Below are 26,260 nucleotides of genomic sequence, written 5' to 3'. Positions count from 1 at the left end.
AATTCAATTGATTATAATATAGAAACGTGAATTGGGCTATCGATTTTACTTACATTTTCTTGAATTAACCTTACGTTTTTGTCACTTGACTAAAAAGAAGGGGGAGGGTGCTAAATGAAGCGTTTATCATATTTTTTAGTTTTTATATTGTTATGCCTAGTAGGTGCTGGGTGTGCAAAGAATAACGAAGGAGAAAAATTAGAATATAACGGAAGAGCACTCGTAATTGGAGTTGTTGGAGAAAAGCCGAAAGATACGTTTAGGAATGTAAAGTTTGAGGGAATGAAGTTAGAGGAACTAGAAAATAAATCTAAGGAAGTGGATGGTTTTCTAATAATGAAAGATCACTTTCAAGAAGCCTCAACAGAGCAGTATAAAAATGTATTTTCATCGCTAAAGAAACCAGTGTTTTTTATCGGTTTACAAGATAAATCATATTCAACTTTTATTACAAAAGGGATAGAGTATAACAGTGCACGAAAAGATGTAAATGCTATGTATACGCAAGGCTTTGCAAATATCGGAAGTGGTGAAGGACAACAATGGGCAATTGGTTTATCAAATGGTGGAAACACAGAAGAAAGTATTCATAATATGTATATCGTCGTATTTCAAACCATCGCAGATTATTTGAATAGATGATGAGGGAGTCTGTAAAAAAGGCTTCTTATTTTTTATGCAGAAACATATAACAATATGATTGAGAAGCTCACGAAAGCTTTACAATAATGATACTGATTTATAATTTTATATCAGCTATTGCAGATTTAATTATAAAGTTTAATGAAGCGCATCCAGTATTAGCTTGGTTTATACAAGGGATGATAATGTTAGTTCCACTAATCTCCTTTTGTAATTGGTATTGGTTTGTTGGCAGGTAGGCAAGCAGCTTGAGTTTCATTGTAGGTAGAGCTAGGAACGGGGATTCTCCTTTATTTCGCATGTAGGAATCGGTTATATAGTGTTGCAAATGAGTCCATTGTTTATGAGGTTGCTTGTTGAAATTGCTAAAGATATATAGATTACTTTTTTATTGGGAGGAATTCCCTAACGATCATGGAATGTAATTATCAAAAATTCTAAATAATATAATTTTTATCTTGATTTTTTTGGAAAAAACAGTAATTATATGAATGTGTAATTCTAATGTTAAATCAGAAGCCATAGAAATAAGGGGGGTATAAATGGGAGAGATCAAGGTTACTCCAGAAGAATTAAGAAATAGGGCAAAAAATTTTAAATACGCCAGTGCTGAAGCAACTGATCGTCATAATAGGATTCTTTCAGAATTGTTGAATCTTCAAATGAGATGGATAGGAGCTTCAAGTTTATCTTTTTATAATGATTTGCCTACTTTAACCAAAGCTTATGAATCTTTTAATAGTCATTTAAAAAATATTGAAGAAGAATTAGTGCGTATTGCCCTTAAGTTTGAAACAACGGATAATAATGGAGTTAATATGACTAGTGGTGCTAATGGATTAAGTACTGCCGGATTTAGTGCTGCTGGATTAGGTGCTGGATTAGGGATTAATAATAAAGTTAATTTACAATCAATAACTGATTTGTTAAGCACTAAGTCGAAAGAAGCCTATTTATATAATGAAAAAAGTGGTCCGTTATATGCTAAGGCTATAGGTGGTGAGGTAAAAGCTGGAGCAATCATTGGAGGGAGCGCCTCATATAATACTGTTAAAGTAGGAATTGAAGGTTCAGCAAATATTAATGGAAGGGATTTTAAAGGAGAAGCTAGTTTAAGTATGGCAAATGCAGAAGTTGCTGCTAAAGTAGATAAAAATGGATTTGAAATTGGGGCGGAGGCCTCTTTAGCAAAATATGAAGCGGGTATAGATATACCTATACCATTTACAGATCATGATTTACATCTTGGTGGTTCAGCCTCACTTGGACAAGCGGGTGGTTCACTTAAGGTAAGTTCAAGTGGATTTAAAGTAAATTTCCCTTGGGGACCTGGAGCTAGTCCTGTGGGTACAGGTGTTGAAGTAGAGATAAAGTAAAAAGGGGTATCTTTTATGACTTTAGAAAGTTTGAAAAAAATTTTAACAATTCTTTTTGTTATTTGTTTTTTTGGTACTATTATTTTTACAATGTTCGATGCTACATATAATTTAAAAGAAAAAATAATTTTTTCATTGATATATTTAATTACAGTTCCTATTAGTTTTTTAATTTTATATAAAATAGGTAAATTTTTCATTAAATAAAGAGGTGAATTAAAATGGAGAAGGTAGAGAAAGATACATTACTTCCGATTGGTTCAGTTGTGAGATTTAAAACATGGGAACAACCATTGATGATATATGGTAGAAAACAAGAAGATTCAAAAACTAAGAAAACTTGGGATTATGTAGCTTGTTATTATCCTATCGGAAATATTTCAACTGAATATAATATGTTTTTTAATCATGAACATATATCAGAAGTTATTTTTACTGGATATGTAAATGAAGATGAAATGAAGTTGCGTGAAGATTTAAACTAGTATTATTGATTTTACAACTATAATAACTATAATATATTCACTAGGGTATATTATAATTATTATAGTTTTTTTGAATGTAAATAGAAGGGTATTTATTGTGGGGATAAGGGGGAATGATATTGAAAACTATTAAAAACACATTATTATTTGTTCTATGTTTGGTAGTTCTTAGTGGTTGTTTTACAAGAGAGGGAACGATTGTTGGTGGTAAAGTTCATGGTGCTTCAGATAGTATATCTGGGAAGTATAAAAGTTTCACAGGTTTTGCAACTCAAGATATGGATGTGAAAAAAGGTGAAAGCTGGATATTCTCCTTTGATGATAAAACTAAGCAAGGAACCATAAAAGCTTATGTTTTAGATTCAAATGATAATACAATACTGGAAGTTAATAGTGGAAAAGGCGAAAATAATATTAAAGTGTCTAAAGATGATACATATAAAGTTAAAATTATAACAGAAGAACATGGTGGGGAATTTGAAATATCATGGAAAAAAGAAAAGTAGCTAGTTAATAAGTAGAGGATTATTATTATGTTCTTAGGAGTTGAATGGCTTCCAAAGAGATGGGGAAAAAGGAAAATTTCAGAACAGTTTCTGTAAGCGAAATTTGCTGATGAAGGAAAAGGAATTTTGATTATTACTTATGCTATAGATTTATATGTGAATTATATTCCTTTAAAAGTAAAGAAATATAATTCACTTTAATTTCTATTGAATATAGAAGTGAGTATGCTATGAAAGTCATGTGTATGCATGGCTTTTTCTTTGTAGTAATTTCTTAATCATCATGGAATTCTCTCACTATTACGGCCAAAATCGTTAGTTCCTTTTATCTGTACGCCTTTGTCATGTGAATTGTTTCCAGGTTTTGTGACTATAGGAAGAAACCGATGCAGCCCAAGGGTTAGTAAAGAAAAATAGGGAGTTAATCAAACGTTTGTTTAAGCTGTATGTTCGGTAGGAAGAAACCAAAGCAGCTCAAGGGTTAAGAAAGAAAAATGGAGAATTAATCAAACGTTTGTTTAAGCTGTATGTTCGGTAGAAAGAAACTCATGTAGTTCAAAGGTTAAGAAAGAAAAATGGAGAATTAATCAAACGTTTGTTTAAGATATATGTTTGGTACAGAATTAAAAAATTTTTATATATTTATTTTTTTCTTAATAAATGGCGGAAAAATAAGAAAAATTCGCAGGATTATTAAAAATTATCACGAAATAAGTAAAAGTTTAGCGAATAATGGTTTGAAATAATAAAACGTTTTCTATATGATAAAGGTAAAGGTTAGTAAAAAAGTAGGTGAATTTATGACAGTAACATTTTATTCATATCCAAAGTGTGGCACATGTCAAAAGGCAAAGAAATGGTTTGAGGCAAACGATGTAGCATATGAGATGATTCATATTGTTGAAAATCCACCATCAAAAGAAGATTTACGTAATTTACATGAAAAGAGTGAATTACCATTAAAAAAATTCTTTAATACAAGTGGAATGCGTTACCGTGAACTTGGTCTAAAAGATAAGTTGAAAGATGCAAGCGAAGACGAAATGTATGAGCTTTTAGCATCTGATGGCATGTTGATCAAACGTCCAATTGTAACAGATGGAACGAATGTAACACTTGGTTTTAACGAAGAGCAGTTTGAAAGTGTGTGGAAAAAGTACCAATAAGGTATTTTTACATAATTAATACATTCACTGGAGGTACAGTCATGAGCATTCCAAATAATTTACGTTACTCTGAAGAACACGAATGGGTAAAAACTGAAGGTAATGAAGTTGTTATCGGTATCACTCACTTTGCACAAGGTGAGCTAGGCGATATCGTATTCGTTGAACTTCCTGAAGTAGGTGCAACAATCGAAGCTGACGAGCCATTCGGAAGCGTAGAATCTGTTAAAACAGTTTCTGAGTTATACGCACCTGTAAGTGGTAAAGTTGTAGCAGTAAACGAAGAATTAAGTGACCAACCAGAACTTGTTAACGAATCTCCATACGAGGGTGCATGGATGGTTAAAGTTGAACTTTCTGATGCAAGCCAAGTTGAGAAGTTATTAACTGCAGAAAAATATGCAGAAATGACAAACCAAGACTAATTATAGTCGACTAAAGGACAGCCTTTGTGCTGTCCTTTTTTATTTTGTGTAAAATAATGAATGTAGAATCATATACTAATTATCGTGTAGGAGAACGTTTTTTGAAAAAAACTTTTTCGTTTAATCTTTATGCAGGTCTAGCCGCTTTTGCTTTTCGTTGTCTAGCTTTTCACGTCTAAGAATTTTCTGCACAAGAAGACAAAAAAGCGTTTTCTGTGCGAAAGAACTTTAGCCAAAAGGAATAAAAAGTTGGGCAGTTCACTCTTTCACTTGAGGCGAAAAGAGCCTTGAGTGAAGGAGTTCGGGTGCATTCTTGTTCTAAACGAGCCGCTTCCGCTTTTCTTTTGCAAAAATAAACAGGAAACAACATGAAAATAACGAATATACTATATACTAAGTTAAAGGTTGTATAGTATATGGTGATCGGGTGATGACATATGATTTATGTGGAAAAAGTCATTATTGTAGAAGGTACATCAGATAGAAGAAAGATTGAATCTATTATTCGTGAACCGGTGGAAATTGTTTGTACAAATGGTACAATTGGTTTGTCGAAAATGGATGAGCTCGTTGATCAGTTTTTTGATAAGGAAGTGTATGTGCTAGTGGATGCTGATGATGCTGGAGAAAAGTTAAGGAAACAATTTCGAAAAGAATTTCCGCAAGCCGAGCATATCTATATTGATCGCTCGTACCGAGAAGTGGCAACTGCGCCATCTACACACTTAGCAAATGTATTATGGGGAGCCGACATTGACGTTTATACAGAATATTTACGGTAAGGAATGATAGAAGTGATTGATTGGACAGGAGCCGAAGCTACAGCCCTAATAGAGAACGAAGAAAAAACAGTGTTATATGTATATACTCCAATGTGTGGAACATGCCAATTAGCAAAAAAGATGTTAACAGTCGTTGAGATGACAATTGAAGAGTTGAAAATTGGGATGTTAGATTTAAATTATGCTCCGCATTTAGCGAAAGAGTATGGGATTGAAAGTGTACCCTGTTTACTTGTTTTTGAAAATGGGACACTGATGAAGAAGATATATGCATTTCATTCGGTTGAATATTTATATACGGAATTAAAGTAGGCGGCAAAATTTTTGCCGCCTCGACATATTTCTTGGGAAATATGTCGAGATGCAGGGTGGATACAGTATTTGTCGAGCGAAAATAACAGGATTGCTCTTTAGTGAGAGGGAATGGTATGTAATAGAAAGTGATATGAAGGATGTGATTTAGGGTGAAATTATATTCTTTGCTTCAATCATTTGTAAATTACGCTAATGGTCAATATCATTTAGAACCGCTTTTAAGACGAGAGGAGAAAACTGTTAATTTTCGCTTAGGAGATGAAAGTTGTTCGTTACAAATTTCAAGAGATTATATAGAGCTACTACATGAGGAAAGAGGAACGGAACAAATCATTTGCTTAGATGAAAAGGATATAGAGCAATTGGTGAATGGAAATGTACGATTGCAAATGTTAATGAACGATGGACGTGTACAATATTCGGGAACGTATCGAACGATGTTATTAGTTGAATCAATGTTTCATATATGTAAACCGATGTCAGTAGGTGCTTAAAATTCTGAAGTTTCATTTTTTGCGAAAATTTCTGTTGACATGGTAAGTGTATATTGATACAATTCAAGTCATAAAATATAGACAATTTCATAAATTTCAAATCAGATGAAAATTGAATCTGATTTCTCTTATCAAGAGAGGTGGAGGGACTGTGCCCTGTGAAGCCCGGCAACCGTCAACTTATGTTGAAATGGTGCCAATTCCTGCAAAGCGAATGCTTTGAGAGATGAGAGAGAGGGATAATGTTGTTATATACGCATATAAACCTTTCTGCTTCTCTAAAGCGGAAAGGTTTTTTTGTTGTTTGAATGTGGAGGACATTCAAATAATAAAAGTAGTTATAACGGTGGACTACACGCATCAAAAATAAAAATTGCGGGGTCTATCTAAACAAAAAAAGGGGTGAACATCATGATTCTGTTAGAGAATGTAAAGAAAATATATAAGGCGAAAAGCGGTGATGTCACTGCTGTAGATAACGCCAATTTAAAAATAGAAAAAGGCGAAATATTTGGTGTTATCGGATATAGCGGCGCTGGGAAAAGTTCTTTAATCAGATTGTTTAATCAGTTAGAGAAACCGACTTCTGGCCAAATTACAATTGCAAATCGTGTTATATCAGCAATTACAGGAAGTGAACTTCGTAAGGCAAGGCAAGAAATCGGAATGATTTTTCAGCATTTTAACTTACTTTGGTCACGAACTGTACGTGAAAATATAGAGTTTCCACTTGAAATTGCAGGTGTTGATAAAACGAAGAGAAGAAAACGTGTTGATGAATTAATTCATCTTGTTGGATTAGAAGGAAGAGGAGACGCGTACCCATCTCAGCTGAGCGGTGGACAAAAACAACGCGTTGGGATTGCAAGAGCATTAGCTAACAACCCACAAGTACTTTTATGTGATGAAGCAACGTCAGCTCTTGATCCAGAAACGACAGATCAAATTTTGGATTTACTATTAGACATTAATAAGCGCCTTGGTTTAACAATTGTACTCATTACACATGAGATGCACGTAATTCGAAAGATTTGTAATCGAGTGGCAGTAATGGAGAGAGGAAAGATTGTAGAAACGGGTCCAGTACTTGATGTATTCCGTAATCCGAAGCAAGATATTACAAAGCGATTTGTACAGCAGTTAACAGATTCTGAAGATACAAATGAAACGATTGAAAGTTTAATTGAAAAATATCCAGATGGAAAAGTGATTCGTTTGCAGTTTATCGGTGAGGCTGTAGAAAGACCAGTGCTTCAACGATTGATGCAACGCAGTGATATAGAAGTTAGCATTTTGCAAGGAAATATCGCACAAACGAATAACGGTTCTTACGGTAGTTTAGTTGTTCATTTAAATGGTGAGGAAACAGCGATCCAGCAAGCAATAGAAGGAATTCATCAAGATCAAGTAGAGCTGGAGGTGATTGCACATGGATAAGTTACTCGCAAATGTTGATTGGAATCAAATGTTAGAAGCAACTGGTGAAACGTTATATATGACGGCAATCGCAGCTCTTGCGACATTTGTTTTAGGACTAATTTTAGGATTGTTACTCTTCATGACAGCGAAAGATAATTTATGGGAAAACAAATCAATTAATACGGTGATTGGAGCATTCGTAAATATATTCCGTTCTATACCGTTCATCATTTTAATTATTTTATTAATCCCATTCACAAAGATTCTTCTTGGAACAATTCTTGGAGCAAGTGCAGCGCTGCCAGCTTTAATTATTGGGGCGGCACCATTCTACGCGAGAATGGTTGAAATCGCACTTCGCGAAATTGATAAAGGTGTAATTGAAGCTTCAAAAGCAATGGGAGCAAAAACAAGCACAATTATTTTAAAAGTGTTGATTCCAGAATCGTTACCAGCATTAGTATCTGGTATTACGGTTACAACAATTGCTTTAGTAGGCTATACAGCAATGGCGGGAGTTGTTGGTGCTGGTGGCCTTGGAACACTTGCTTACTTAGAAGGATTCCAAAGGGGAAATAACGATGTAACAATCGTTGCGACAATTTGTGTATTACTAGTTGTATTTTTAATTCAGTGGATTGGTGATAGTTTAACGACTCGAATAGATAAACGATAATAAAAAACGGGAGGATGTTTCAAATGAAAAAATTATTACTTACGGCACTTATTTCAACTTCAATTTTTGGTTTAGCTGCTTGTGGCGGGAAAGATAAAGATGAAAAGAAACTTGTTGTTGGTGCTTCTAACGTACCGCACGCTGAAATTTTAGAAAAGGCAAAACCGTTACTTGAGAAAAAAGGAATTGAGTTAGAAATTAAAAAATTCCAAGACTACGTATTACCAAATAAATCGTTAGCGGATAAGGATTTAGATGCAAACTACTTCCAGCACATTCCGTATTTAGAAAAAGAAATTAAAGATAAAAAGTATGACTTTGAAGTAGCAGGAAAAATTCATTTAGAGCCAATTGGTGTATATTCTCAAAAATATAAGAGCTTAAAAGAACTTCCGGACGGAGCAACAATCATTATGAGTAATTCTGTTGCTGACCATGGACGTGGTTTAGCAATTTTACAAAAAGAAGGCATTTTAAAAATTAAAGATGGGGTAGATCCAGTTAAAGCAACTCCAAAAGATATTGCAGATAATCCGAAAAATCTAAAATTCAAAACGGATATCGAGCCTGGTTTATTGCCACAAGTGTATAACAATAAAGAAGGGGATGCTGTTTTAATTAACTCTAACTATGCAATTGATGCAAAGTTAAATCCGGAAAAAGATGCCATTGCAATTGAAGGAAATGATTCACCGTATGCAAACATAGTAGCTGTTCGTAAAGGCGATAAAGATAAGAAAGAGATTAAAGCTCTTGTAGAAGTATTACATTCTAAAGAAATTGAAGACTTCATTAATAAAGAATATAAAGGGGCAGTTGTTCCTGTAAAAGAATAATTGCTGAAAAGGGCTGGTCTGATGCCAGCTCTTTTTCATAACTACATAACTATTGGGGAGAAGGGGACATCATATGAAAAAGATTATATTGTCAGTTGTTACAGCACTATCTGTATTTACGTTAGCTGCCTGCGGGGGGAAAGATGAGAATAAGCTTGTTGTTGGAGCTTCTAACGTGCCGCACGCTGTTATTTTAGAGAAGGCACAGCCGATATTAGAGAAAAAAGGCATTAAGTTAGAGATTAAAAAGTTCCAGGATTATGTACTGCCAAATAAAGCATTAGCCGATAAAGAAATTGATGCGAACTACTTCCAGCATATTCCGTATTTAGATAAAGAAATCCAAGAAAAAAGATATAAAATTGTAAACGCAGGAAAAATCCATTTAGAGCCGATGGGCATTTATTCTAAGAAATATAAAAGCTTAAAAGACTTACCAGATGGCGGGACAGTTATTATGAGTAATAACGTAGCGGAGCGAGGCCGTATGTTAGCATTGTTACAAAAAGGCGGCGTGATTAAGCTTAAAGATGGTGTAGATGTGGTTAAGGCGACAGTAAAAGATGTAGTCGAAAATCCGAAAAACTTAAAATTTAAAACAGATGTTGAACCTGGACTTTCACCGAAGTTGTATGAAAATAATGAGGGAGATGCTTTATTCATTAATTCGAACTACGCAATTGATGCAAAATTAAATCCAACGAAGGATGCAATTGCGATTGAAGGAGCAGACTCTCCGTATGCAAACATCATTGCAGTTCGTAAAGGTGATGAGAAGAAAAAAGAAATTAAAGAGCTAGTAGAAGTGTTACATTCAAAAGAAATTCAAGATTTTATTAATAAAGAATATAAAGGTGCTGTACTTCCGGTAAGTGAATAAATATAAGGAAAGGACTGGGAATTTACCGGTCCTTTTTTCTTTATATAAATAAGAAGAAAGGTGTATCATAGAAAGATGTAAAGGAAATACTTATATACATTTGTGAAAAAACGGTTACTTTTTTTCGTCGTTTGCGATATCATTTTATTTGATATAAAATTAGAATGAGAATAAAATGAGAATATGAACGTTTTAGGAATTTTTAAAATGTATATATAGGATTAATGGAGGTATTGAGATGGCTGGTTCTACATTAACGGTTAAAGACTTACACGTATCAATTGACGGCAAAGAAATTTTAAAGGGTGTAAACCTTGAAGTAAAAGGTGGAGAAATCCACGCAATTATGGGACCTAACGGAACAGGTAAATCAACTTTATCTTCTGCAATTATGGGTCACCCAAAGTATGAAGTAACAGAAGGTAGCATCATCATTGACGGTGAAGATGTATTAGAAATGGAAGTAGACGAGCGCGCACAAGCGGGTCTATTCCTAGCAATGCAATATCCAAGTGAAATTAGCGGAGTAACAAACGCTGACTTCTTACGTTCTGCAATTAACGCACGTCGTGAAGAAGGCGATGAAATTTCTCTTATGAAATTTATCCGTACATTAGATAAAAACATGGAATTCCTAGAAATGGATCCAGAAATGGCACAACGTTACTTAAACGAAGGTTTCTCTGGTGGAGAGAAAAAGCGTAACGAAATTCTTCAATTAATGATGATTGAGCCAAAAATCGCAATCTTAGATGAAATCGACTCAGGTCTTGATATCGATGCATTAAAAGTTGTATCTAAAGGTATTAACCAAATGCGCGGCGAAGAGTTCGGTTGCCTAATGATTACGCATTACCAACGCTTATTAAACTACATCACTCCAGACTTCGTTCACGTTATGATGAACGGTCGTATCGTTAAATCTGGTGGCCCTGAGCTTGCACAACGTCTAGAAGCTGAAGGTTACGACTGGATTAAAAAAGAATTAGGTATTGAAGACGAAACAACAGAGCAAGAAGCGTAAGAGAGGAGCATAAACATGACAATCGGTACATTACCTTTCGATCAAGAAACAATCCGTCAACGCGCAAGCGAAGTAAACGAAGCTGCTTGGTTGACTGAGTTCCGCTTACAAGCTCTTGCACAAGCAACAGAACTTCCAATGCCAACGCCTGATAAAACGAAAATTGAAAAATGGGACTTTATCGGAAAAGGCGACGCTGCTAAGCAAGAGCCTGTAAGTTCTTTAACAGAGCTTCCAGAAGCAGTGAAAAACTTAATCGATGAAAATAACAGCGTATTAGTACAACGTACTGGTACAACTGCGTTCGTTTCTTTAGCAGACGAAGCAAAAGAAAAAGGTGTTATTTTCACAGATATCGTAACAGCTGCAACAGAGCATGCTGAACTACTACAAAAGTATTTAATGAAAGACGGCGTGAAAGTAGACGAGCATCGTCTAACTGCACTTCATGCTGCATTAATCAACGGCGGTGCATTCGTATATGTCCCGAAAAACGTTGTTCTTGAAACTCCACTTCAAGCTGTATTCTTAGTAGACGGCGAAGAAGCTAACGTATATAACCACGTATTATTCGTAGCTGATGCGAACAGTACTGCAACTTATGTAGAAAACTATGTTGCAAATGAAAATGCTAAAGGTATTGCAAATATCGTAGCAGAAGTAATCGTGGAACAAGGCGCACAAGTGAAATTCGGTGCGGTTGATCTATTAGCAAAAGACGTAACAACTTACGTTAACCGCCGCGGTGTTGTTGGACGCGACGGCCGCATTGATTGGGCTCTAGGCCTTATGAATGACGGAAACACAATTTCAGAGAATGTTACGAACTTAATGGGCGACGGTTCATATGCTGATACGAAAACAGTAACAATTGGCCGTGGTAACCAAACACAAAACTTTACAACTAAAGTTGTTCACTTCGGTAAACACTCTGAAGGTTGGATTTTAAAACACGGTGTACAAAAAGATAGTGCAACATCTATCTTTAACGGAATTGGTAAGATTGAACACGGTGCATCTAAATCAAATGCACAACAATCTTCTCGCGTTCTTATGCTAGACGAAAAAGCTCGCGGTGATGCGAACCCAATTCTTTTAATTGATGAAGATGATGTTATGGCAGGTCACGCAGCTTCAGTAGGCCGCGTAGATCCGTACCAATTATACTACTTGATGAGCCGTGGTATTCCAAAACGCGAAGCAGAACGTTTAGTCATCCATGGATTCTTAGCACCTGTAGTAAATGAGCTTCCAATTGAAGGAGTAAAAGCACAGCTTGTTGAGGTAATTGAAAGGAAAGTTCGCTAATGAATATTCATGAAATACGCAAACAGTTTCCAATTCTTGATCAAAAAGTGAACGGCAAACAACTTGTTTATTTCGATAGTGCAGCAACTTCTCAAAAACCAATTCAAGTCATTGAAACGTTAGAACGTTACTATAAAGAATATAATTCTAACGTGCATCGCGGTGTTCATACGCTCGGTACGAAAGCTACCGACGCGTATGAAGGTGCACGTGAGAAAGTTCGCAAGTTTATTAACGCGAAATCAATGGAAGAGATTATTTTCACGCGCGGAACGACAACTGCATTAAATACAGTAGCGGCTAGCTATGGCCTTGAAAATGTAAAAGAAGGCGATGAAATCGTTATTTCTTACATGGAACACCATAGTAACATCATTCCGTGGCAACAAGTTGCGAAGAAAACTGGCGCAACTTTGAAATACCTTCCGCTTCAACCAGACGGTACAATTTCTTTAGAAGATGTTCGTCAAACTGTTACACCGAATACAAAAATCGTTTCTATTATGCAAGTATCAAACGTACTTGGAACGATTAACCCTGTAAAAGAAATCGGAGCAATCGCACACGAAAACGGAGCAATTATGGTCGTTGATGGTGCACAAAGTACACCTCACATGAAAGTGGATGTACAAGATTTAAACTGTGATTTCTACGCATTATCTGCTCATAAGATGTGCGGACCTACAGGTATCGGCGTATTATATGGTAAGAAAGAATTGCTAAACAATATGGAGCCAATTGAATTTGGTGGTGAAATGATTGATTTCGTAGATTTACAAGAATCTACTTGGAAAGAGCTTCCGTGGAAGTTTGAAGCAGGTACACCGATTATCGGTAATGCAATCGGACTTGGTGCGGCAATTGATTTCCTAGAAGAAATCGGTCTTGATAATATTGAAAAGCATGAGCATGAATTAGCGCAATACGCTTTAGAAAGACTATCAGAAGTAGATGGCGTTACAATTTATGGTCCAAAGCATCGCGCTGGTCTTGTTACATTTAATATTGAAGACGTACATCCTCATGATGTAGCGACTGTATTAGATGTAGAAGGTATTGCAGTTCGCGCAGGACATCACTGTGCACAACCGCTTATGAAGTGGCTAAAAGCTTCTTCAACAGCACGTGCGAGCTTCTATTTATATAATACAAAAGAAGAAATTGATACATTTGTTGAATCGCTAATCAAGACAAAGGAGTATTTCACAAATGTCATTTAATAATTTAGATACGTTATATCGTCAAGTTATTATGGATCATTACAAAAATCCTCGTAACCATGGCGTGTTAGAAGATAGTGTTACCGTTAACTTGAACAACCCAACTTGCGGCGATCGTATTCAACTTACGATGAAAGTAGAAGAGGGTATTGTACAAGAAGCGAAGTTTGAAGGAGAAGGATGTTCTATTTCAATGTCTTCAGCTTCAATGATGACACAAGCAGTAAAAGGTAAGAAAATTGAAGAGGCACTTCAGCTTTCTAAAATTTTCTCTGACATGATGCTAGGAAAAGAGTACGATGACAGCATCGATTTAGGAGATATTGAAGCATTACAAGGCGTATGCAAGTTCCCTGCACGTATTAAATGTGCAACATTAGCGTGGAAAGCGTTAGAAAAGGGCTTAAACGAAGATAAGTAATGTTAAAGGTTCCTAAAAACGAGGTTATCTAAGGAGGGACACACCAACATGGCGAAGCAACTGCCAGATATCGGCGATTATAAATATGGTTTCAAAGACAAAGACGTTTCGATTTTCCGTGCTGGACGCGGTTTAACAAAAGAGATCGTTGAAGAGATTTCACGTATGAAAGAAGAACCACAGTGGATGTTAGACTTCCGTTTAAAATCACTGGATAAGTTCTATGAAATGCCAATGCCACAATGGGGCGGCGACTTAAACGACTTAGATTTCGATGAAATTACGTACTACGTAAAACCATCTGAGAAATCTGAGAAGTCTTGGGATGAAGTACCTGATGAAATTAAAGCGACATTTGATAAATTAGGTATTCCAGAAGCTGAGCAAAAATATTTAGCTGGTGTATCTGCACAGTACGAATCTGAAGTTGTATACCACAACATGAAAGAAGACCTAGAAGCTCTAGGAATCGTCTTCAAAGATACAGATAGCGCATTAAAAGAGAACGAAGATATTTTCCGTGAGCATTTCGGAAAAGTAATCCCACCAACAGACAACAAATTCTCTGCATTAAACTCTGCAGTTTGGTCTGGTGGATCATTCATCTACGTTCCAAAAGGTATTAAAGTTGATACACCACTTCAAGCGTATTTCCGTATTAACTCTGAAAATATGGGACAATTCGAGCGTACGCTTATCATCGTAGACGAAGGCGCACACGTACACTACGTAGAAGGTTGTACAGCACCTGTTTACACTACTAACTCACTTCACAGTGCAGTAGTAGAAATCATCATTAAAAAAGATGCTTATTGCCGTTATACAACAATCCAAAACTGGGCGAACAACGTATACAACCTAGTTACAAAACGTGCGGTTTGTGAAGAAAACGCAACGATGGAATGGATTGATGGTAACATCGGTTCTAAATTAACGATGAAATACCCAGCAGTTATCTTAAAAGGCGAAGGCGCTCGTGGTTTAACTTTATCAATCGCGATTGCTGGTAAAGGCCAACACCAAGATGCTGGTGCGAAAATGATTCACTTAGCACCAAACACGTCTTCAACAATCGTTTCTAAATCGATTGCGAAGCATGGTGGTAAAGTAACTTACCGTGGTATCGTACACTTCGGACCAAAAGCGAAAAACTCTCGCTCTAACATCGAGTGTGACACGTTAATCATGGATAACCAATCTACATCTGATACAATTCCTTACAACGAAATCAAAAACGATTACGTTTCACTTGAGCACGAAGCGAAAGTATCTAAAGTATCAGAAGAACAATTATTCTACCTAATGAGCCGCGGTATTTCTGAGCAAGAAGCTACAGAAATGATCGTAATGGGCTTCATCGAGCCATTCACTCGCGAACTTCCAATGGAATACGCAGTTGAAATGAACCGCCTAATCAAGTTTGAGATGGAAGGTTCTATTGGTTAATATATGTATGAAGAAAGCGTCCTGCTGTGCAGGGCGCTTTTTTGTTTTGCGGATTTGTCTTGGCTTGGGGGAGGATACCCGGGTGGGTGTTCAGCTAAATATATCAACGATTTTTCAAATATATCGATCATAAACGGGAATATATCAACGATTATTTCAATATATCAACGTTTCGACAAGGAATATCGATTTGTCGACAAGATAAGACAAAAGAAAATCCTCACATACCCCAAACATTTTATAAGAACAGAGAACGACTATGTTTAAGACAAAGATACTGACAAATCCACTTGAACAACCACCCACTGAATTCTCTATTAAACTTTTTGACAAATCCACCCCTCCCTCCACTATCTGGAATTTTTTCCTGCATTAGCAAAAGTTTCTCATATGAAAAGGACAATCTTTTGCTTTTTCTCACAATGCGAGTACAATGTAAAATAGCAAGAAAAGACGAAAAGTATTTACAGGATTATTGTGTGCGCATAGCGTAAATGGCAGTAAGGAACTGAGAGGAGGTTTTTTCTCTGAATACAAATAAAGAAACAATCATCCACCTTTATCATACAAACGATATACATAGTCATTTTGAAAATTGGCCGCAAATTTCTCGGTTTGTTCTAGGGGAGAAAAAGCGAAGACAGGAAGCGGGAGAGACTGTTTTGACGGTTGATATCGGTGATCATGTGGATCGTTTTCATAGTATTTCGGAAGCGACAAATGGCCTTGGGAATACGAAGCTTTTAAATGAGGCGTTATATGATTATGTAACGATCGGAAATAATGAAGGCATTACGTTAGCGAAGGAGCATTTGAATCGTCTATATGATGATGCTGGATTTGAGGTGCTCGTTGCGAATTTATTTGAAAAAGAAGGGGTACGTCCAGCGTGGGCGAAGCCTTATAAATTACATACGACGACAGATGGGATTATCATTGCTTTTATTGGATTGACGGTAGCTTATCCAGAGTTCTATCAGATGCTCGATTGGCATATTGAAGATCCGCTTATCCATTTAGAGTCTATTTTAGAAGAAGTGAAAGATGAGGCACATATTACAGTTGTCCTTTCTCACCTTGGAAAAAGTATGGATGAGTATATGGCAGAGCATTATGATATAGATGTTATTTTAGGGGCACATACGCATCATTTATTTGAGCGTGGTGTTCTATTGAATAATACTTTACTTTGTTGTTGTGAAAAGTGGGGGCGTTACGTTGGTCACGTGCAGCTTACTGTGGATAGAGAGACGAAGAAGCTGTTGAAAAAAGACGGTAGAGCGATTAAGACGGAACGGTTAGGTGCTTACAGCGAGCCGTTATCCACAATTGAAATACTGCAGGAAGAAAGTAAGCATATAATGGCAGAGCCTGTCGTTCATTTAAAAGAGTCATTACCGGTTGATTGGTTTCAGGAGACGCCGTTTTCTCATATGTTAGCAAGTGCGCTGAAAACATGGTGCGGTGCAGAAATTGGAATGGTGAATGCTGGTGTACTTCTTGAAGGGTTAGAAGAAGGTGTTGTAACGCGCGGAGATATTCACCGAATTTGTCCACATCCAATTAATCCGTGTGCTTTGAAAGTTCCAGGAAAGATATTAAGAGAAGTTATTTTGAAAGCACGTAAACCGAACATGGAGAATCTTGAGGTGAAAGGATTCGGATTTCGGGGGAAAGTGATGGGGAAAATGATTTATGCTGGTGTTGAAGTAATTCCAGATACGATTCCTGGGAATAAAATTTTACTAGAAGATGTATTGATTAACGGCGAATCGCTGGAGTTAGACCGTATATATACAGTAGGAACGATTGATATGTTTACGTTTGGATACTTATACCCAGAGCTATCCACACTTTCGGATAAACAATATTATATGCCAGAACTACTTAGAGATGTGTTAACAGATATGTTAATAACTCATACATCTTCCGTTAAACTATAGGCTAGTTGACCTGTAACACTCATTTTTCTCTTGTCATACAGATAAGAAAGAGAGGAGTGTGAACTATGGTTAATGTGGAGCCAATTATAATTGATAATTATACGTTTATTGCGGTTAGCGTCAAACTTCCAAAGACGAATTTGCTAGCTGTAATGAGCGATAAAGGATATATTATGTGTGGTGCATTAGATGTAGGTCTTTTAAATGAGAAGTTAGGTGATCGAGGAATTATTGCTGGCCGTGCGGTTGGTGTAAGAACGATTGAACAACTTCTTGAAGCGCCGCTAGAATCGGTAACGACTGGAGCTGAAGCATTAGGCATTCCAGCAGGAACGATTGGAAAAGAAGCATTATTAAAAATGAGATAAGCATATATCGTCCCTCCTTCTTGCATAGAAATGATATAAGAAGGAGGTTTTTTTATGAGTATATTTCGCTCGAAAAACTCGCGGTTTCGAAGGGGACCTATTGCCTTTCGGTATATACTGCTTATGTCGTTTATTCTTTTTGTTATATTACTTACGCAAGGGTTGTGGATTGTGAATAATAGTATTCAGCCGACCTTAATTAAATATGGGGAAGTAGAGACAAATAAAATGGCGACAGCAATTATGACGAAGGCGGTAAAGGATAGAATTAATGAAGGATTCGATGTCGATTCATTAATGAAAGTACAGAATGATAAAAACGGGAAAGTATCCACAATTAATTTAAATACAAAGCAAGTAAATGAAATCGTAACGTCAACGACCACGTACATAGAAAAATATTTGCAGCAAGTAGAACAAGGGAAGTTGAAGGAGCTAGGTATTTCTGAAAAAAACGGGGCGACTATGGCAGTTCCTTTTGGGCGTGTAACTGATAATGCACTTCTTGGTAATATAGGACCAGATATTCCGATTCATTTCACGCCAATTGGGCATGTGAATACAGATATTAAACAAAAAATTGAGCCGCATGGGATTAATACTACAGCGATTCAAATTGTTATGGAAATGGAAGTAACATTGCAAGTAATTATTCCATTTCATACGAAAGAGATAACTGTGAAACAAAATGTTCCGATTGCGACGCGTATCGTTCAAGGGGAAGTGCCTACGTATTATGGAAGCGGAAGTGTTGCTGTACCTGATAAAAAGAAAACAGATAGTTAGTTGCATATAAAGTGAAACTCGGCCGAGCCGGGCTTTTACTGGATAAAAAATAACCGTAGCAATGCAGCTACGGTTATCTTTTTGTATTTGCTCGTTCTTTGCGTTCCCAAAGGCTTAAATGCATGTATGGATCGAAGGCCCATTCTGTATAGCCATTGTCTTTATATATGCCAAAATGTAAGTGGGGTGGGAATTTTCCGGCTGTACCAGGAGGTCCATAACCAGTGCTACCAACAAATCCAATTACTTTTCCTGGCTCAACAATTTGTCCAAGCTGTATTTCTTTTGAGAACCCGCCTAAATGAGCGTAATAATGGTAATTGTTATGAAGGTCACGAATACCAATGCGCCATCCACCAAGGCGGTTCCAGCCTTTTGTTTCAATAATGCCATAGCAAGTCGATCTTACTGGCACGCCATATCTGGCAAAAATATCGGTTCCTTCATGAATTCGTCTTCCGCCAAAACTTCTTCCAGCGCCGAAAGTACTACGGTAGCTATGGTCACTACGAATCGGAAGAGGAAAAGCATTTCCTTCTAAATTAATACGTCCATAATGTTTATAAATTTGGGCGTATTCGCTAATTAAATCAACTGTTTTTGCACGTCTATAATATTCCCAGAGCATAATTTTAATACGTTCTTCTGACGTTCCTTGTTTCCTTAAAATAGTCGCTGCGGTATGCAGAAGATCACGGTCGCTATTTGGATTTGCAAATCCATCTTTGTCACCATCTAAACCTATTCCGCCAAATAGAGAAATTGTATGGGGGTGAGTATCGTTACTATTAATAGGTCCAGCCCATATTTCTGGTTTGAAATAAAGGGAAATGATGGCATCTGGTTTTTTCGGAATATCTTTTCTTACGCTCCGTATATTTCTTTCATATTGATCCATTGCAGCTAAGTAATACCACGGAATGCCTGAAGACTGCTCGGTTTCTTTATATAGTGCCATGCGCTTTTCGTATATGCTTTGCTGATTATCTTCACCGTAAGCGATGTTTTGGTGGAGAAGAAAGCAAATTGAAAGCAAAAGAGAAATTTTTCGAAGCATGAAATAGACTCCTTTCACAACATCACTCTTTTTAGTGTGGGATATACGGAGTATTTCATTATAGGGAACGATTGGAAAAAATCTTAGAATCTTCATTTGAGCAAATCGCTTTCATACGTTAGAATAGATATGTTACATTGAAAGAAGCGAACACGGTAAACTATTTCATATTGTGCGGAGTTGATAACCATGACAAAACAAACAGAATATAAGCGCAAGCCCGAATGGTTGAAAATTAAGTTAAACACGAATGAAAACTATACAGGCTTAAAGAAAATGATGCGTTCTAAAAATCTTCATACGGTTTGTGAAGAGGCAAAATGTCCGAATATTCATGAATGCTGGGCTGTAAGAAAAACAGCAACATTTATGATTTTAGGTGCGGTTTGTACACGTGCTTGTCGTTTTTGTGCGGTTAAAACAGGCTTACCAACTGAGCTTGATTTACAAGAACCAGAACGCGTAGCAGATTCAGTAGTACAAATGGGCTTAAAGCACGTTGTTATAACAGCGGTTGCACGTGATGATTTAAAGGACGGCGGAGCAGCTGTTTTTGCTGAAACAGTACGAGCAGTACGTCGTAAAAACCCATTCACGTCTATCGAAGTATTACCATCTGATATGGCTGGGGTAGAAGAAAACTTAAAAATGTTAATGGATGCAAAACCAGATATTTTAAACCATAACATTGAAACAGTACGTCGATTATCTGACCGAGTTCGCGCTAGAGCAAAATATGATCGTTCATTAGAGTTTTTACGTCGAGCAAAAGAAATGCAGCCTGATATTCCAACTAAATCGAGCATTATGGTCGGCTTAGGTGAAACAAGAGAAGATTTAATTGAAGCAATGGATGACTTACGTGCAAACAATGTGGATATTTTAACTCTTGGACAATATCTACAACCATCTAAGAAGCATTTACCAGTTATTAAATATTATCCACCAGCAGAATTTGCAGAGCTTAAAGAAATTGCACTTAGCAAAGGATTTAGCCACTGTGAAGCTGGCCCACTTGTGCGTTCTTCTTACCATGCGGACGAGCAAGTACGTTCTGCAAAAGAAAAAACAGCAGAAGCTAAATAATGAAAAAAGAGAGCTAACGATTAGCTCTCTTTTTGTTTGTACTCTAAAATGGTATTTGGACATGTTAATAAAATCTTTTTTAATTCTTCTGTGGATAATTCAATTGTAAATTCAGGTACACCAGGTGTAATTAAAATTTTATCGTACGTATAAACGGAACTGTCCACAATAATTGTTACTTCTTGTGAATAACCAAAAGGAGCTACACATCCTGGAGTACAGCCAGTTTCCATTCTTAGTTCATCAGGAGAACAGAGCGATAAGCGTTCTCCCGTTATTTCTTTCATCTCTCCGCGGTTAAGCCGATTTCCTTCTAACGTAAAAAACACATAAAAATTTCCAGATGTTGATTTTAAAAATAAGCTTTTACTTGGAGTACCTTGTAAGCCAAGTCTTTCACGTACAATCCGATCTGTCTCATAATCGAGTACCGGTTCGTGTTCGAACTTTTCATAAGAAACATTTGTTTTATGTAGTAGAGCAAGTACGTCTTCGTACATATGAAATAATACCCCTTTCTATTGTTAGAACAGTCTCTTCTCGTGGCGTCAACTGAATGTTTTGGAAAGGGATATTACTTGGACGATGCTTCCCATAAGCGTGTTATGATACATTGTTCGTTGATTGTAATTTCGTAAATATCGGGATTTGTTAAAGTTCTCCATTCATTAAAGCCAATCGTATGATCAAAATGCTTTAAAATGAGCGTAAGTAAATTGCCATGTGTAACAAGTAGTGTTGTTGTATGGTTTAATTGTAAAACGTCTTGAATAAGCGATACGGCACGGTCTGTTGCTTGTTTTGTTGACTCTCCGCCTAAGAAGGCAATATCTATGTTTGTAAAAGTGGATTCTAGTTTTTGCATCCAATCATCCATTGGAACGTTGCTCAATATGCGTTCAGTTAATCGTTCATCTTCTTGTATAGATAAGTTAGTTTGGAGCGCATAGGGCCGAATGGAATCGATAGCTCGGACAAATGGGCTTGAAATAATATGATCAATTTGTAGAGTATTTTCTAAGAGGAATGTAGCAAGGGTATTTGCTTGATCTTTTCCATCGGTCGTTAATTCAGCATCACATTCTTGCCCAGTTGCTGAACAATGTCGTATTAAAATAAGTTTCTTCATAATTCATCCCCATCTTTCAAGTTGACGCTATATACTTCGACAAATGTGGAAATAATTCCTTTTTATTGGAAACAGCATATGGATTTAAATATGTGGAAAAGTAATGTGGATAATAAAAAATTGAGGTGCAATGATGAAAAAAATGATATGTATCGTATTCATTATTTGTTTTCTTGCGCAATTGTCCACAACATATGCAGAATCCAACCGAAAACTAAATTATCCAAGCAATCGAAATAAGTCATTTGTGAGTGAGGATGTTTTTTATAAACAATTAGATAAGAAAATTTATAAAGAGTACAAAAATGCAGCATATAGTGTTCGGAAAAAAATCTTATTTAAAGAAGTGCCTGATGAAGAATTTTCTTTCCTACAAAAAACAGCTGTCGGTTGTCGAAGTAGAGTGGTACTTCAAGATTTTTTTGTTCACTCTGATCGCCAAGTATACTTTTTCGCTTCTTTTATTCAAAATGAAGTAGGAGAGTTTCATAAATATATCGTTATAGATGCAGAAACAAAGAGGGAGCTGCAAGAGGGCAAAAGTTATCATCCATATAAAAAATAAACCACCAATTTTGGTGGTTTATTTTTTACTCCGGTACACTCATTAATTTCTCTTTCATTTTGCGAATAAGAACGACAGCGCCAATTGTACACAGAAGTGTAATTCCTTCGGCAACGAAGATGTTGATTGTTTTTGTTTGGTAAAGTGCCGCGAAAAAGTCTACAAATGCGTGGAATAGTATAGCGTATACTAGGAAGATGTATTTCTTCTGTTTTACTGCGTATAAAACAAGCATTGTAAAGGCGATTTGAAGCACGAGTGCCATAATTCTTTCTAAGCTACCAAGGAAGTATAAGTAGGCAGGTTGTTGAATTAACATGTCCTGTAAAATGCTGAGCTCGGGTTTTTGTTCAATCAGTCGAGCGAAGCTACCATCGTTAATAGAATTAGCAAAGATTAATGCTTGTAATGCAGAAAAACCGCCAATTAAAATAGATTCAATTCCGCCGTGACCAATTCCATAAGCGAAGCCATCTTTATATTCTAGATATTTTTTTAGTAAGAAGAAGAAGGCAACGAAGCGTCCTAATTCTTCAAAAATACCAGCAGTCAATCCGCCATAAATTGCGAAGACAAACGGATTTTCTAAAAATGGAGCGATTGTTGGATTACCGCGCATAAATAGGTGGAATGGTGTTTCAAGAATTTGGGTAAATCCGATAAAGATAAGAACACCAATGCCGACCACTTTCCAATTAATATTATATTTTTTACGGAAATAAACGAGTAAGATAATTGGGACCAGAATCGAGACAATGAGTTGAAAGATGATGCTGGCAATTACAGTATTTGAAACCATACTTTCACCGCTTTCTAATATATGTACATATCTATTATGCATGAAATAGGGGAGAGATGAAACTTTTAGAAAGAAAATGAATTTACTTATTGACTCTAACGTTGCGTCATACTTTATCGTATGTACTAAGGGGGAGATACAAATGACAATGAGAGTAAAAGAAGTAGCTGATTTAGTTGGAATTAGTGTGCGCACACTGCATCATTACGATGAAATTGGGTTGTTAACCCCAGACGAGACGACAGAGTCTGGATATCGTCTGTATTCCAATGAGAATTTAGAGACATTGCAGCAAATTTTGTTTTTTAAAGAACTAGGCTTCCCTTTGAAAAAAATTAAAGAGATTATCATGAGTCCATCATTTGATCGCGAAGAGGCACTACAGCTTCATAAGAAAATGCTTCTTGAAAAGCGTGCCAGATTAGATAAGGTGATTGCGACGATTGATAAAACAATTCAGCATACAAAAGGAGAGATTGAAATGACGAACAAAGAGAAGTTTGAAGGATTCGATTTCAGCCATAACCCATATGAAGAAGAAGCCCGTGAAAAATGGGGAAACGCAGCTGTAGATAAAGCGAACGAATATGCAAAAGGTATGTCAAAAGAGAACCAAGAGGAGTTTAATGCTATTTATAGAAATTTAGCAACGCTTAGACACGATGCACCAGATTCTAAAGAGGCGCAGGCAGCTATCAAAGTATGGTACGATTACTTGCAAAACTTTAGTCACTATTCATTAGACGCTTTTAAGGGACTCGGTCAAATGTACGTCGCTGATGAGCGCTTCACGAAAAATATCGATAAGTTTGGCGAGGGGTTAGCGCAGTTTATGTGTGATGCGATGGAGATTTATGCGGATCGTAATAAAAAATAAAAAGTAAAACAGGTGGAGGTTCTCTCCACCTGTTTTACTTTTTAATCATATTATTTAAAGTCTGATCCCCCGTATTATTCAAATGAGGATTTTTACTCATTTCACGTTTTAACATATCGAGGCTTTGCGTATATTCTGTATCATTTAATGCGCCAGATTGAAGGCCTTGAATTTGGGAAATCAACTTTTGGTCTGTTGATACATATGCTTTATAATAGCGAGGGACGATGGACAAAGCAGCTTTATATACTTGATCCGCTACGAGTTTTGGATCCGTCGTGTTTGCACGATATACAACGAATACTTCATCATCAGTAACGAGTGTAGCAGCGTTTGTAACGTCAGGAAGTTTGACTGTCATGCTTGTAATCATTTCAGCGACTTTCTCGCGATTAATGGCCCCTACTTGTTTGTTAGATACTTCATGTTTTTGTTTAGATGAATAACCGACTCTCGTGAGCCTTGTATTTGTATTTTCTGTATGATACATGTCGTTTTTATTGGAAACAAGAACACGGCTTCCTTCTTCACGTTCCATTTCAGCTTTGTTCGCTGATTGGCACCCTGCAAATAAGGAAAGAGTGAGAAGGGAAAGTAAAATTTGTTTTTTCACGATGTATCACCTCCTTCTCCATAGCATGTACTAATTTGCAATTTTTTGTATTTGAAATTGTTGGTTGTTATGCTTTGTGATACGATAAAAAGAAGAATGCTTAGAGAGGAAGTTAATGATGGAGCAAAAGCAAGAGCAAGAGATTCATGCTACGGTGAGCATTAATAATGTTCAGTACGAAGTAATTAAAAACTTTCGTGACGGTTTTAGTGAAGAAGCATTTAAAGAGCGCTATGCAGAAATTTTAAATAAATATGATTATATCGTTGGAGACTGGGGATATGAGCAACTTAGATTGCGCGGATTCTTTGATGATAGTAACCAACGTGCGACATATGATACGAAAATTAGTACGTTAACGGAGTATTTATACGAGTACTGTAACTTCGGTTGTGCACACTTCGTATTACGAAAAGTGAAGAAATAAAAAAATCCTCTTACAATTGTAAGAGGATTTTTTACATATTCTCGCTTATAAACAAATCGAGATAGAATCGCCTTCAGAAAGTATTGTATTTGGCTTCATTTGTTGTCCGTTCAATTGAATATCCCCATTTTTAATTTTATCCACAATGAGTGTACGGCTCCAGTCAGAAATATATGTGGATAAGGCTTTATCAATGCGGTGGGAACCGAAAATGAGGTCTAATACGATCGTGATTTCAGCTACGCCACTTTCTTTATGTTGCGTAATAGAAATAGTAGTACTTGTTTCCGTTTGATCTTGCTGCGTCATATCGACTGTTTCAACGTGATCAGTAAATGCTTTATAAATACGAAGTTTTTGATTCCATGTATGATCTTTCGGACATTTATAAATAGCAAAGCGGTATATGTTTTTTCCGTTGGCGTTATGCCTACGAATATTTGTGTCAGTAAATAGGGTAGTGCGTCTGCAATTTTTACAATATTTTTCGATTGTGTTTTGCTCGTTTTCATATAAACTCCAAGAAAGTTGTACTTTCTGCATTTTCCTTCACCTCTTATAGTAGTGGCAAAGAAACGTAATACAGCTATTTGGATGTCTTGTAGTATGAAGACATGAGAAAAAGACAAAAATAAAAGGAGGTTCCCCAAAGAGGAACCTCCGTAAACATCATACTACAGATGCAATACGTTCCTTTGTAATGGGAATGGGCAGACTACTCCCTTGAAAAAGCACGGTGCTTTTTTGAGAGTAATGCTATCCAATTGCTGGTCCATTACAAAGTAGTTGTTGGCATACGTAGATAACGTCCTTTCTATCCAAATAGATTTATTCTTAATTATAACATATAAGATTGAAAATTAAAAATACTTGCAATGAAAAAACACCAGCTAAAATAGCTGGTGCATACGATAAATTATATAAGTTCAAATAAAAATGAGCGTAATTCTTCTGCAATTTCTTCAGTCATAGAAAATGCATGCTCTAAGTAGCCTGGTTCGTTTAAATCGTCAGGGCCGATGATTGCAAATTTATTACTTTGCATATCAAGGACAATTGTTTTACCGTAATGACGATCGGAGTATAAAAGCGCTAAATCGTGACGCTCATTTTCTCCCATAAAGCTAACGAAACGAGTTTTTGTAGCGACAGTGTCGTCGTACAGAAAGAAACGTTCTTCCATACACAT

General features: G+C 36.4%; 33 protein-coding genes and 1 riboswitch. Of the genes, 26 read left to right on the top strand and 7 right to left on the bottom strand.

Features of this window, described 5'->3' with window-relative positions; genetic code table 11:
* Window positions 1-114 precede the first annotated feature (114 nt).
* From ACTJJY_RS22800 to yunB, 22 genes are all read left to right on the top strand, one after another.
* Window positions 115-642, top strand: coding sequence for a hypothetical protein (locus tag ACTJJY_RS22800; RefSeq protein ID WP_440606619.1), 528 nt, complete (start codon window positions 115-117; stop codon window positions 640-642).
* Between the two features lie 542 nt (window positions 643-1,184).
* Window positions 1,185-2,018, top strand: coding sequence for a WXG100 family type VII secretion target (locus ACTJJY_RS22795; RefSeq protein WP_440606618.1), 834 nt, complete (start codon window positions 1,185-1,187; stop codon window positions 2,016-2,018).
* Window positions 2,019-2,033: 15 nt separating this feature from the next.
* Entirely contained in the window at window positions 2,034-2,225 is a 192-nt protein-coding gene (locus tag ACTJJY_RS22790; protein ID WP_000171579.1) for a hypothetical protein, read from the top strand.
* Between the two features lie 14 nt (window positions 2,226-2,239).
* Window positions 2,240-2,503 carry a DUF4176 domain-containing protein gene (locus ACTJJY_RS22785; protein ID WP_440606617.1) on the top strand — a complete coding sequence of 88 codons (264 nt, stop codon included), beginning with the start codon at window positions 2,240-2,242 and terminating at the stop codon, window positions 2,501-2,503.
* A 113-nt stretch (window positions 2,504-2,616) separates the two neighbouring features.
* Window positions 2,617-3,009 (top strand): hypothetical protein, encoded by a 393-nt coding sequence (locus ACTJJY_RS22780; RefSeq protein WP_029948387.1) that lies wholly within the window; start codon window positions 2,617-2,619, stop codon window positions 3,007-3,009.
* Window positions 3,010-3,809: 800 nt separating this feature from the next.
* On the top strand, window positions 3,810-4,175 hold the full coding sequence (locus tag ACTJJY_RS22775) for an arsenate reductase family protein (RefSeq protein ID WP_000218968.1): 366 nt from the start codon (window positions 3,810-3,812) through the stop codon (window positions 4,173-4,175).
* A gap of 41 nt (window positions 4,176-4,216) precedes the next feature.
* A complete protein-coding gene (gcvH, locus tag ACTJJY_RS22770) occupies window positions 4,217-4,600 on the top strand; it encodes a glycine cleavage system protein GcvH (protein ID WP_000026896.1) in 384 nt (127 codons plus the stop codon).
* A gap of 437 nt (window positions 4,601-5,037) precedes the next feature.
* Window positions 5,038-5,382, top strand: a complete 345-nt coding sequence (locus ACTJJY_RS22765) for a toprim domain-containing protein (RefSeq protein ID WP_000640870.1) — start codon at window positions 5,038-5,040, stop codon at window positions 5,380-5,382.
* Between the two features lie 3 nt (window positions 5,383-5,385).
* Complete coding sequence (locus ACTJJY_RS22760) at window positions 5,386-5,694, top strand: thioredoxin family protein (protein ID WP_002039867.1); 309 nt, start codon at window positions 5,386-5,388, stop codon at window positions 5,692-5,694.
* A 152-nt stretch (window positions 5,695-5,846) separates the two neighbouring features.
* Window positions 5,847-6,191, top strand: a complete 345-nt coding sequence (locus ACTJJY_RS22755; protein ID WP_440606616.1) for a hypothetical protein — start codon at window positions 5,847-5,849, stop codon at window positions 6,189-6,191.
* A 125-nt stretch (window positions 6,192-6,316) separates the two neighbouring features.
* A riboswitch (SAM riboswitch) is annotated at window positions 6,317-6,424 on the top strand.
* A gap of 178 nt (window positions 6,425-6,602) precedes the next feature.
* The gene (locus ACTJJY_RS22750; protein WP_071731087.1) at window positions 6,603-7,628 is read left to right on the top strand and encodes a methionine ABC transporter ATP-binding protein; all 1,026 of its coding nucleotides are present in this window, start codon (window positions 6,603-6,605) and stop codon (window positions 7,626-7,628) included.
* Window positions 7,621-8,286 (top strand): methionine ABC transporter permease, encoded by a 666-nt coding sequence (locus tag ACTJJY_RS22745; protein ID WP_000359401.1) that lies wholly within the window; start codon window positions 7,621-7,623, stop codon window positions 8,284-8,286. Before ACTJJY_RS22750 ends, ACTJJY_RS22745 begins: the two co-directional genes overlap by 8 nt.
* A 23-nt stretch (window positions 8,287-8,309) precedes the next feature.
* The gene (metQ, locus tag ACTJJY_RS22740; protein WP_000735081.1) at window positions 8,310-9,122 is read left to right on the top strand and encodes a methionine ABC transporter substrate-binding lipoprotein MetQ; all 813 of its coding nucleotides are present in this window, start codon (window positions 8,310-8,312) and stop codon (window positions 9,120-9,122) included.
* Between the two features lie 73 nt (window positions 9,123-9,195).
* On the top strand, window positions 9,196-10,002 hold the full coding sequence (gene metQ / locus ACTJJY_RS22735) for a methionine ABC transporter substrate-binding lipoprotein MetQ (RefSeq protein ID WP_440606615.1): 807 nt from the start codon (window positions 9,196-9,198) through the stop codon (window positions 10,000-10,002).
* A 238-nt stretch (window positions 10,003-10,240) separates the two neighbouring features.
* A complete protein-coding gene (gene sufC / locus ACTJJY_RS22730) occupies window positions 10,241-11,026 on the top strand; it encodes a Fe-S cluster assembly ATPase SufC (RefSeq protein ID WP_000929163.1) in 786 nt (261 codons plus the stop codon).
* 15 nt (window positions 11,027-11,041) lie between these two features.
* Window positions 11,042-12,334 carry a Fe-S cluster assembly protein SufD gene (sufD, locus tag ACTJJY_RS22725; protein ID WP_000152177.1) on the top strand — a complete coding sequence of 431 codons (1,293 nt, stop codon included), beginning with the start codon at window positions 11,042-11,044 and terminating at the stop codon, window positions 12,332-12,334.
* A complete protein-coding gene (gene sufS, locus ACTJJY_RS22720; protein WP_001020767.1) occupies window positions 12,334-13,554 on the top strand; it encodes a cysteine desulfurase SufS in 1,221 nt (406 codons plus the stop codon). The genes sufD and sufS overlap by 1 nt, the downstream gene beginning before the upstream one ends.
* Window positions 13,544-13,975, top strand: a complete 432-nt coding sequence (gene sufU, locus ACTJJY_RS22715; protein ID WP_000009523.1) for a Fe-S cluster assembly sulfur transfer protein SufU — start codon at window positions 13,544-13,546, stop codon at window positions 13,973-13,975. Before sufS ends, sufU begins: the two co-directional genes overlap by 11 nt.
* A gap of 48 nt (window positions 13,976-14,023) precedes the next feature.
* Window positions 14,024-15,421, top strand: coding sequence for a Fe-S cluster assembly protein SufB (gene sufB, locus ACTJJY_RS22710; protein ID WP_001118824.1), 1,398 nt, complete (start codon window positions 14,024-14,026; stop codon window positions 15,419-15,421).
* Between the two features lie 527 nt (window positions 15,422-15,948).
* Entirely contained in the window at window positions 15,949-17,364 is a 1,416-nt protein-coding gene (locus ACTJJY_RS22705) for a bifunctional metallophosphatase/5'-nucleotidase (RefSeq protein WP_440606644.1), read from the top strand.
* Between the two features lie 65 nt (window positions 17,365-17,429).
* Window positions 17,430-17,732 carry a YunC family protein gene (locus ACTJJY_RS22700; protein WP_000248466.1) on the top strand — a complete coding sequence of 101 codons (303 nt, stop codon included), beginning with the start codon at window positions 17,430-17,432 and terminating at the stop codon, window positions 17,730-17,732.
* 54 nt (window positions 17,733-17,786) lie between these two features.
* A complete protein-coding gene (gene yunB, locus ACTJJY_RS22695) occupies window positions 17,787-18,518 on the top strand; it encodes a sporulation protein YunB (RefSeq protein WP_440606614.1) in 732 nt (243 codons plus the stop codon).
* Window positions 18,519-18,591: 73 nt separating this feature from the next.
* Here the strand turns inward: yunB and ACTJJY_RS22690 are convergent, their stop codons facing one another.
* Window positions 18,592-19,575, bottom strand: a complete 984-nt coding sequence (locus ACTJJY_RS22690) for a M23 family metallopeptidase (protein ID WP_440606613.1) — start codon at window positions 19,573-19,575, stop codon at window positions 18,592-18,594.
* Window positions 19,576-19,764: 189 nt separating this feature from the next.
* On the opposite strand from ACTJJY_RS22690, the gene lipA reads away from it, so the two are divergent.
* Window positions 19,765-20,661, top strand: coding sequence for a lipoyl synthase (gene lipA, locus ACTJJY_RS22685; protein ID WP_098376893.1), 897 nt, complete (start codon window positions 19,765-19,767; stop codon window positions 20,659-20,661).
* Between the two features lie 20 nt (window positions 20,662-20,681).
* Here lipA and ACTJJY_RS22680 read toward each other — a convergent pair whose 3' ends face one another.
* Both ACTJJY_RS22680 and ACTJJY_RS22675 read right to left on the bottom strand, forming a co-directional pair.
* Window positions 20,682-21,161, bottom strand: a complete 480-nt coding sequence (locus ACTJJY_RS22680; protein WP_440606612.1) for a YbaK/EbsC family protein — start codon at window positions 21,159-21,161, stop codon at window positions 20,682-20,684.
* 74 nt (window positions 21,162-21,235) lie between these two features.
* Window positions 21,236-21,790, bottom strand: a complete 555-nt coding sequence (locus ACTJJY_RS22675; RefSeq protein WP_440606611.1) for a histidine phosphatase family protein — start codon at window positions 21,788-21,790, stop codon at window positions 21,236-21,238.
* A gap of 133 nt (window positions 21,791-21,923) precedes the next feature.
* On the opposite strand from ACTJJY_RS22675, the gene ACTJJY_RS22670 reads away from it, so the two are divergent.
* Entirely contained in the window at window positions 21,924-22,355 is a 432-nt protein-coding gene (locus tag ACTJJY_RS22670; RefSeq protein ID WP_440606643.1) for a hypothetical protein, read from the top strand.
* Between the two features lie 25 nt (window positions 22,356-22,380).
* Here ACTJJY_RS22670 and ACTJJY_RS22665 read toward each other — a convergent pair whose 3' ends face one another.
* Window positions 22,381-23,196 (bottom strand): YhfC family intramembrane metalloprotease, encoded by an 816-nt coding sequence (locus tag ACTJJY_RS22665; RefSeq protein WP_440606610.1) that lies wholly within the window; start codon window positions 23,194-23,196, stop codon window positions 22,381-22,383.
* A 100-nt stretch (window positions 23,197-23,296) separates the two neighbouring features.
* On the opposite strand from ACTJJY_RS22665, the gene ACTJJY_RS22660 reads away from it, so the two are divergent.
* Window positions 23,297-24,031: a MerR family transcriptional regulator gene (locus ACTJJY_RS22660; RefSeq protein ID WP_098376892.1), complete on the top strand. Its 735-nt coding sequence runs from the start codon at window positions 23,297-23,299 to the stop codon at window positions 24,029-24,031.
* A 34-nt stretch (window positions 24,032-24,065) separates the two neighbouring features.
* Here the strand turns inward: ACTJJY_RS22660 and ACTJJY_RS22655 are convergent, their stop codons facing one another.
* On the bottom strand, window positions 24,066-24,644 hold the full coding sequence (locus ACTJJY_RS22655; RefSeq protein WP_440606609.1) for a YhcN/YlaJ family sporulation lipoprotein: 579 nt from the start codon (window positions 24,642-24,644) through the stop codon (window positions 24,066-24,068).
* 115 nt (window positions 24,645-24,759) lie between these two features.
* On the opposite strand from ACTJJY_RS22655, the gene ACTJJY_RS22650 reads away from it, so the two are divergent.
* The gene (locus ACTJJY_RS22650) at window positions 24,760-25,071 is read left to right on the top strand and encodes a YutD family protein (protein ID WP_000970508.1); all 312 of its coding nucleotides are present in this window, start codon (window positions 24,760-24,762) and stop codon (window positions 25,069-25,071) included.
* Between the two features lie 45 nt (window positions 25,072-25,116).
* Here ACTJJY_RS22650 and ACTJJY_RS22645 read toward each other — a convergent pair whose 3' ends face one another.
* The gene (locus ACTJJY_RS22645; RefSeq protein WP_440606608.1) at window positions 25,117-25,614 is read right to left on the bottom strand and encodes a cytoplasmic protein; all 498 of its coding nucleotides are present in this window, start codon (window positions 25,612-25,614) and stop codon (window positions 25,117-25,119) included.
* Between the two features lie 373 nt (window positions 25,615-25,987).
* Complete coding sequence (locus ACTJJY_RS22640) at window positions 25,988-26,254, bottom strand: DUF3055 domain-containing protein (RefSeq protein ID WP_000392613.1); 267 nt, start codon at window positions 26,252-26,254, stop codon at window positions 25,988-25,990.
* Window positions 26,255-26,260: the final 6 nt, after the last annotated feature.

The sequence above is a fragment of the Bacillus sp. 22475 genome (assembly GCF_052044835.1).
Lineage (GTDB): Bacteria > Bacillota > Bacilli > Bacillales > Bacillaceae_G > Bacillus_A > Bacillus_A cereus.
The sequence above is the reverse complement of the archived record's forward strand: the minus strand, read 5'-3'. Positions and strand labels throughout refer to the sequence as shown.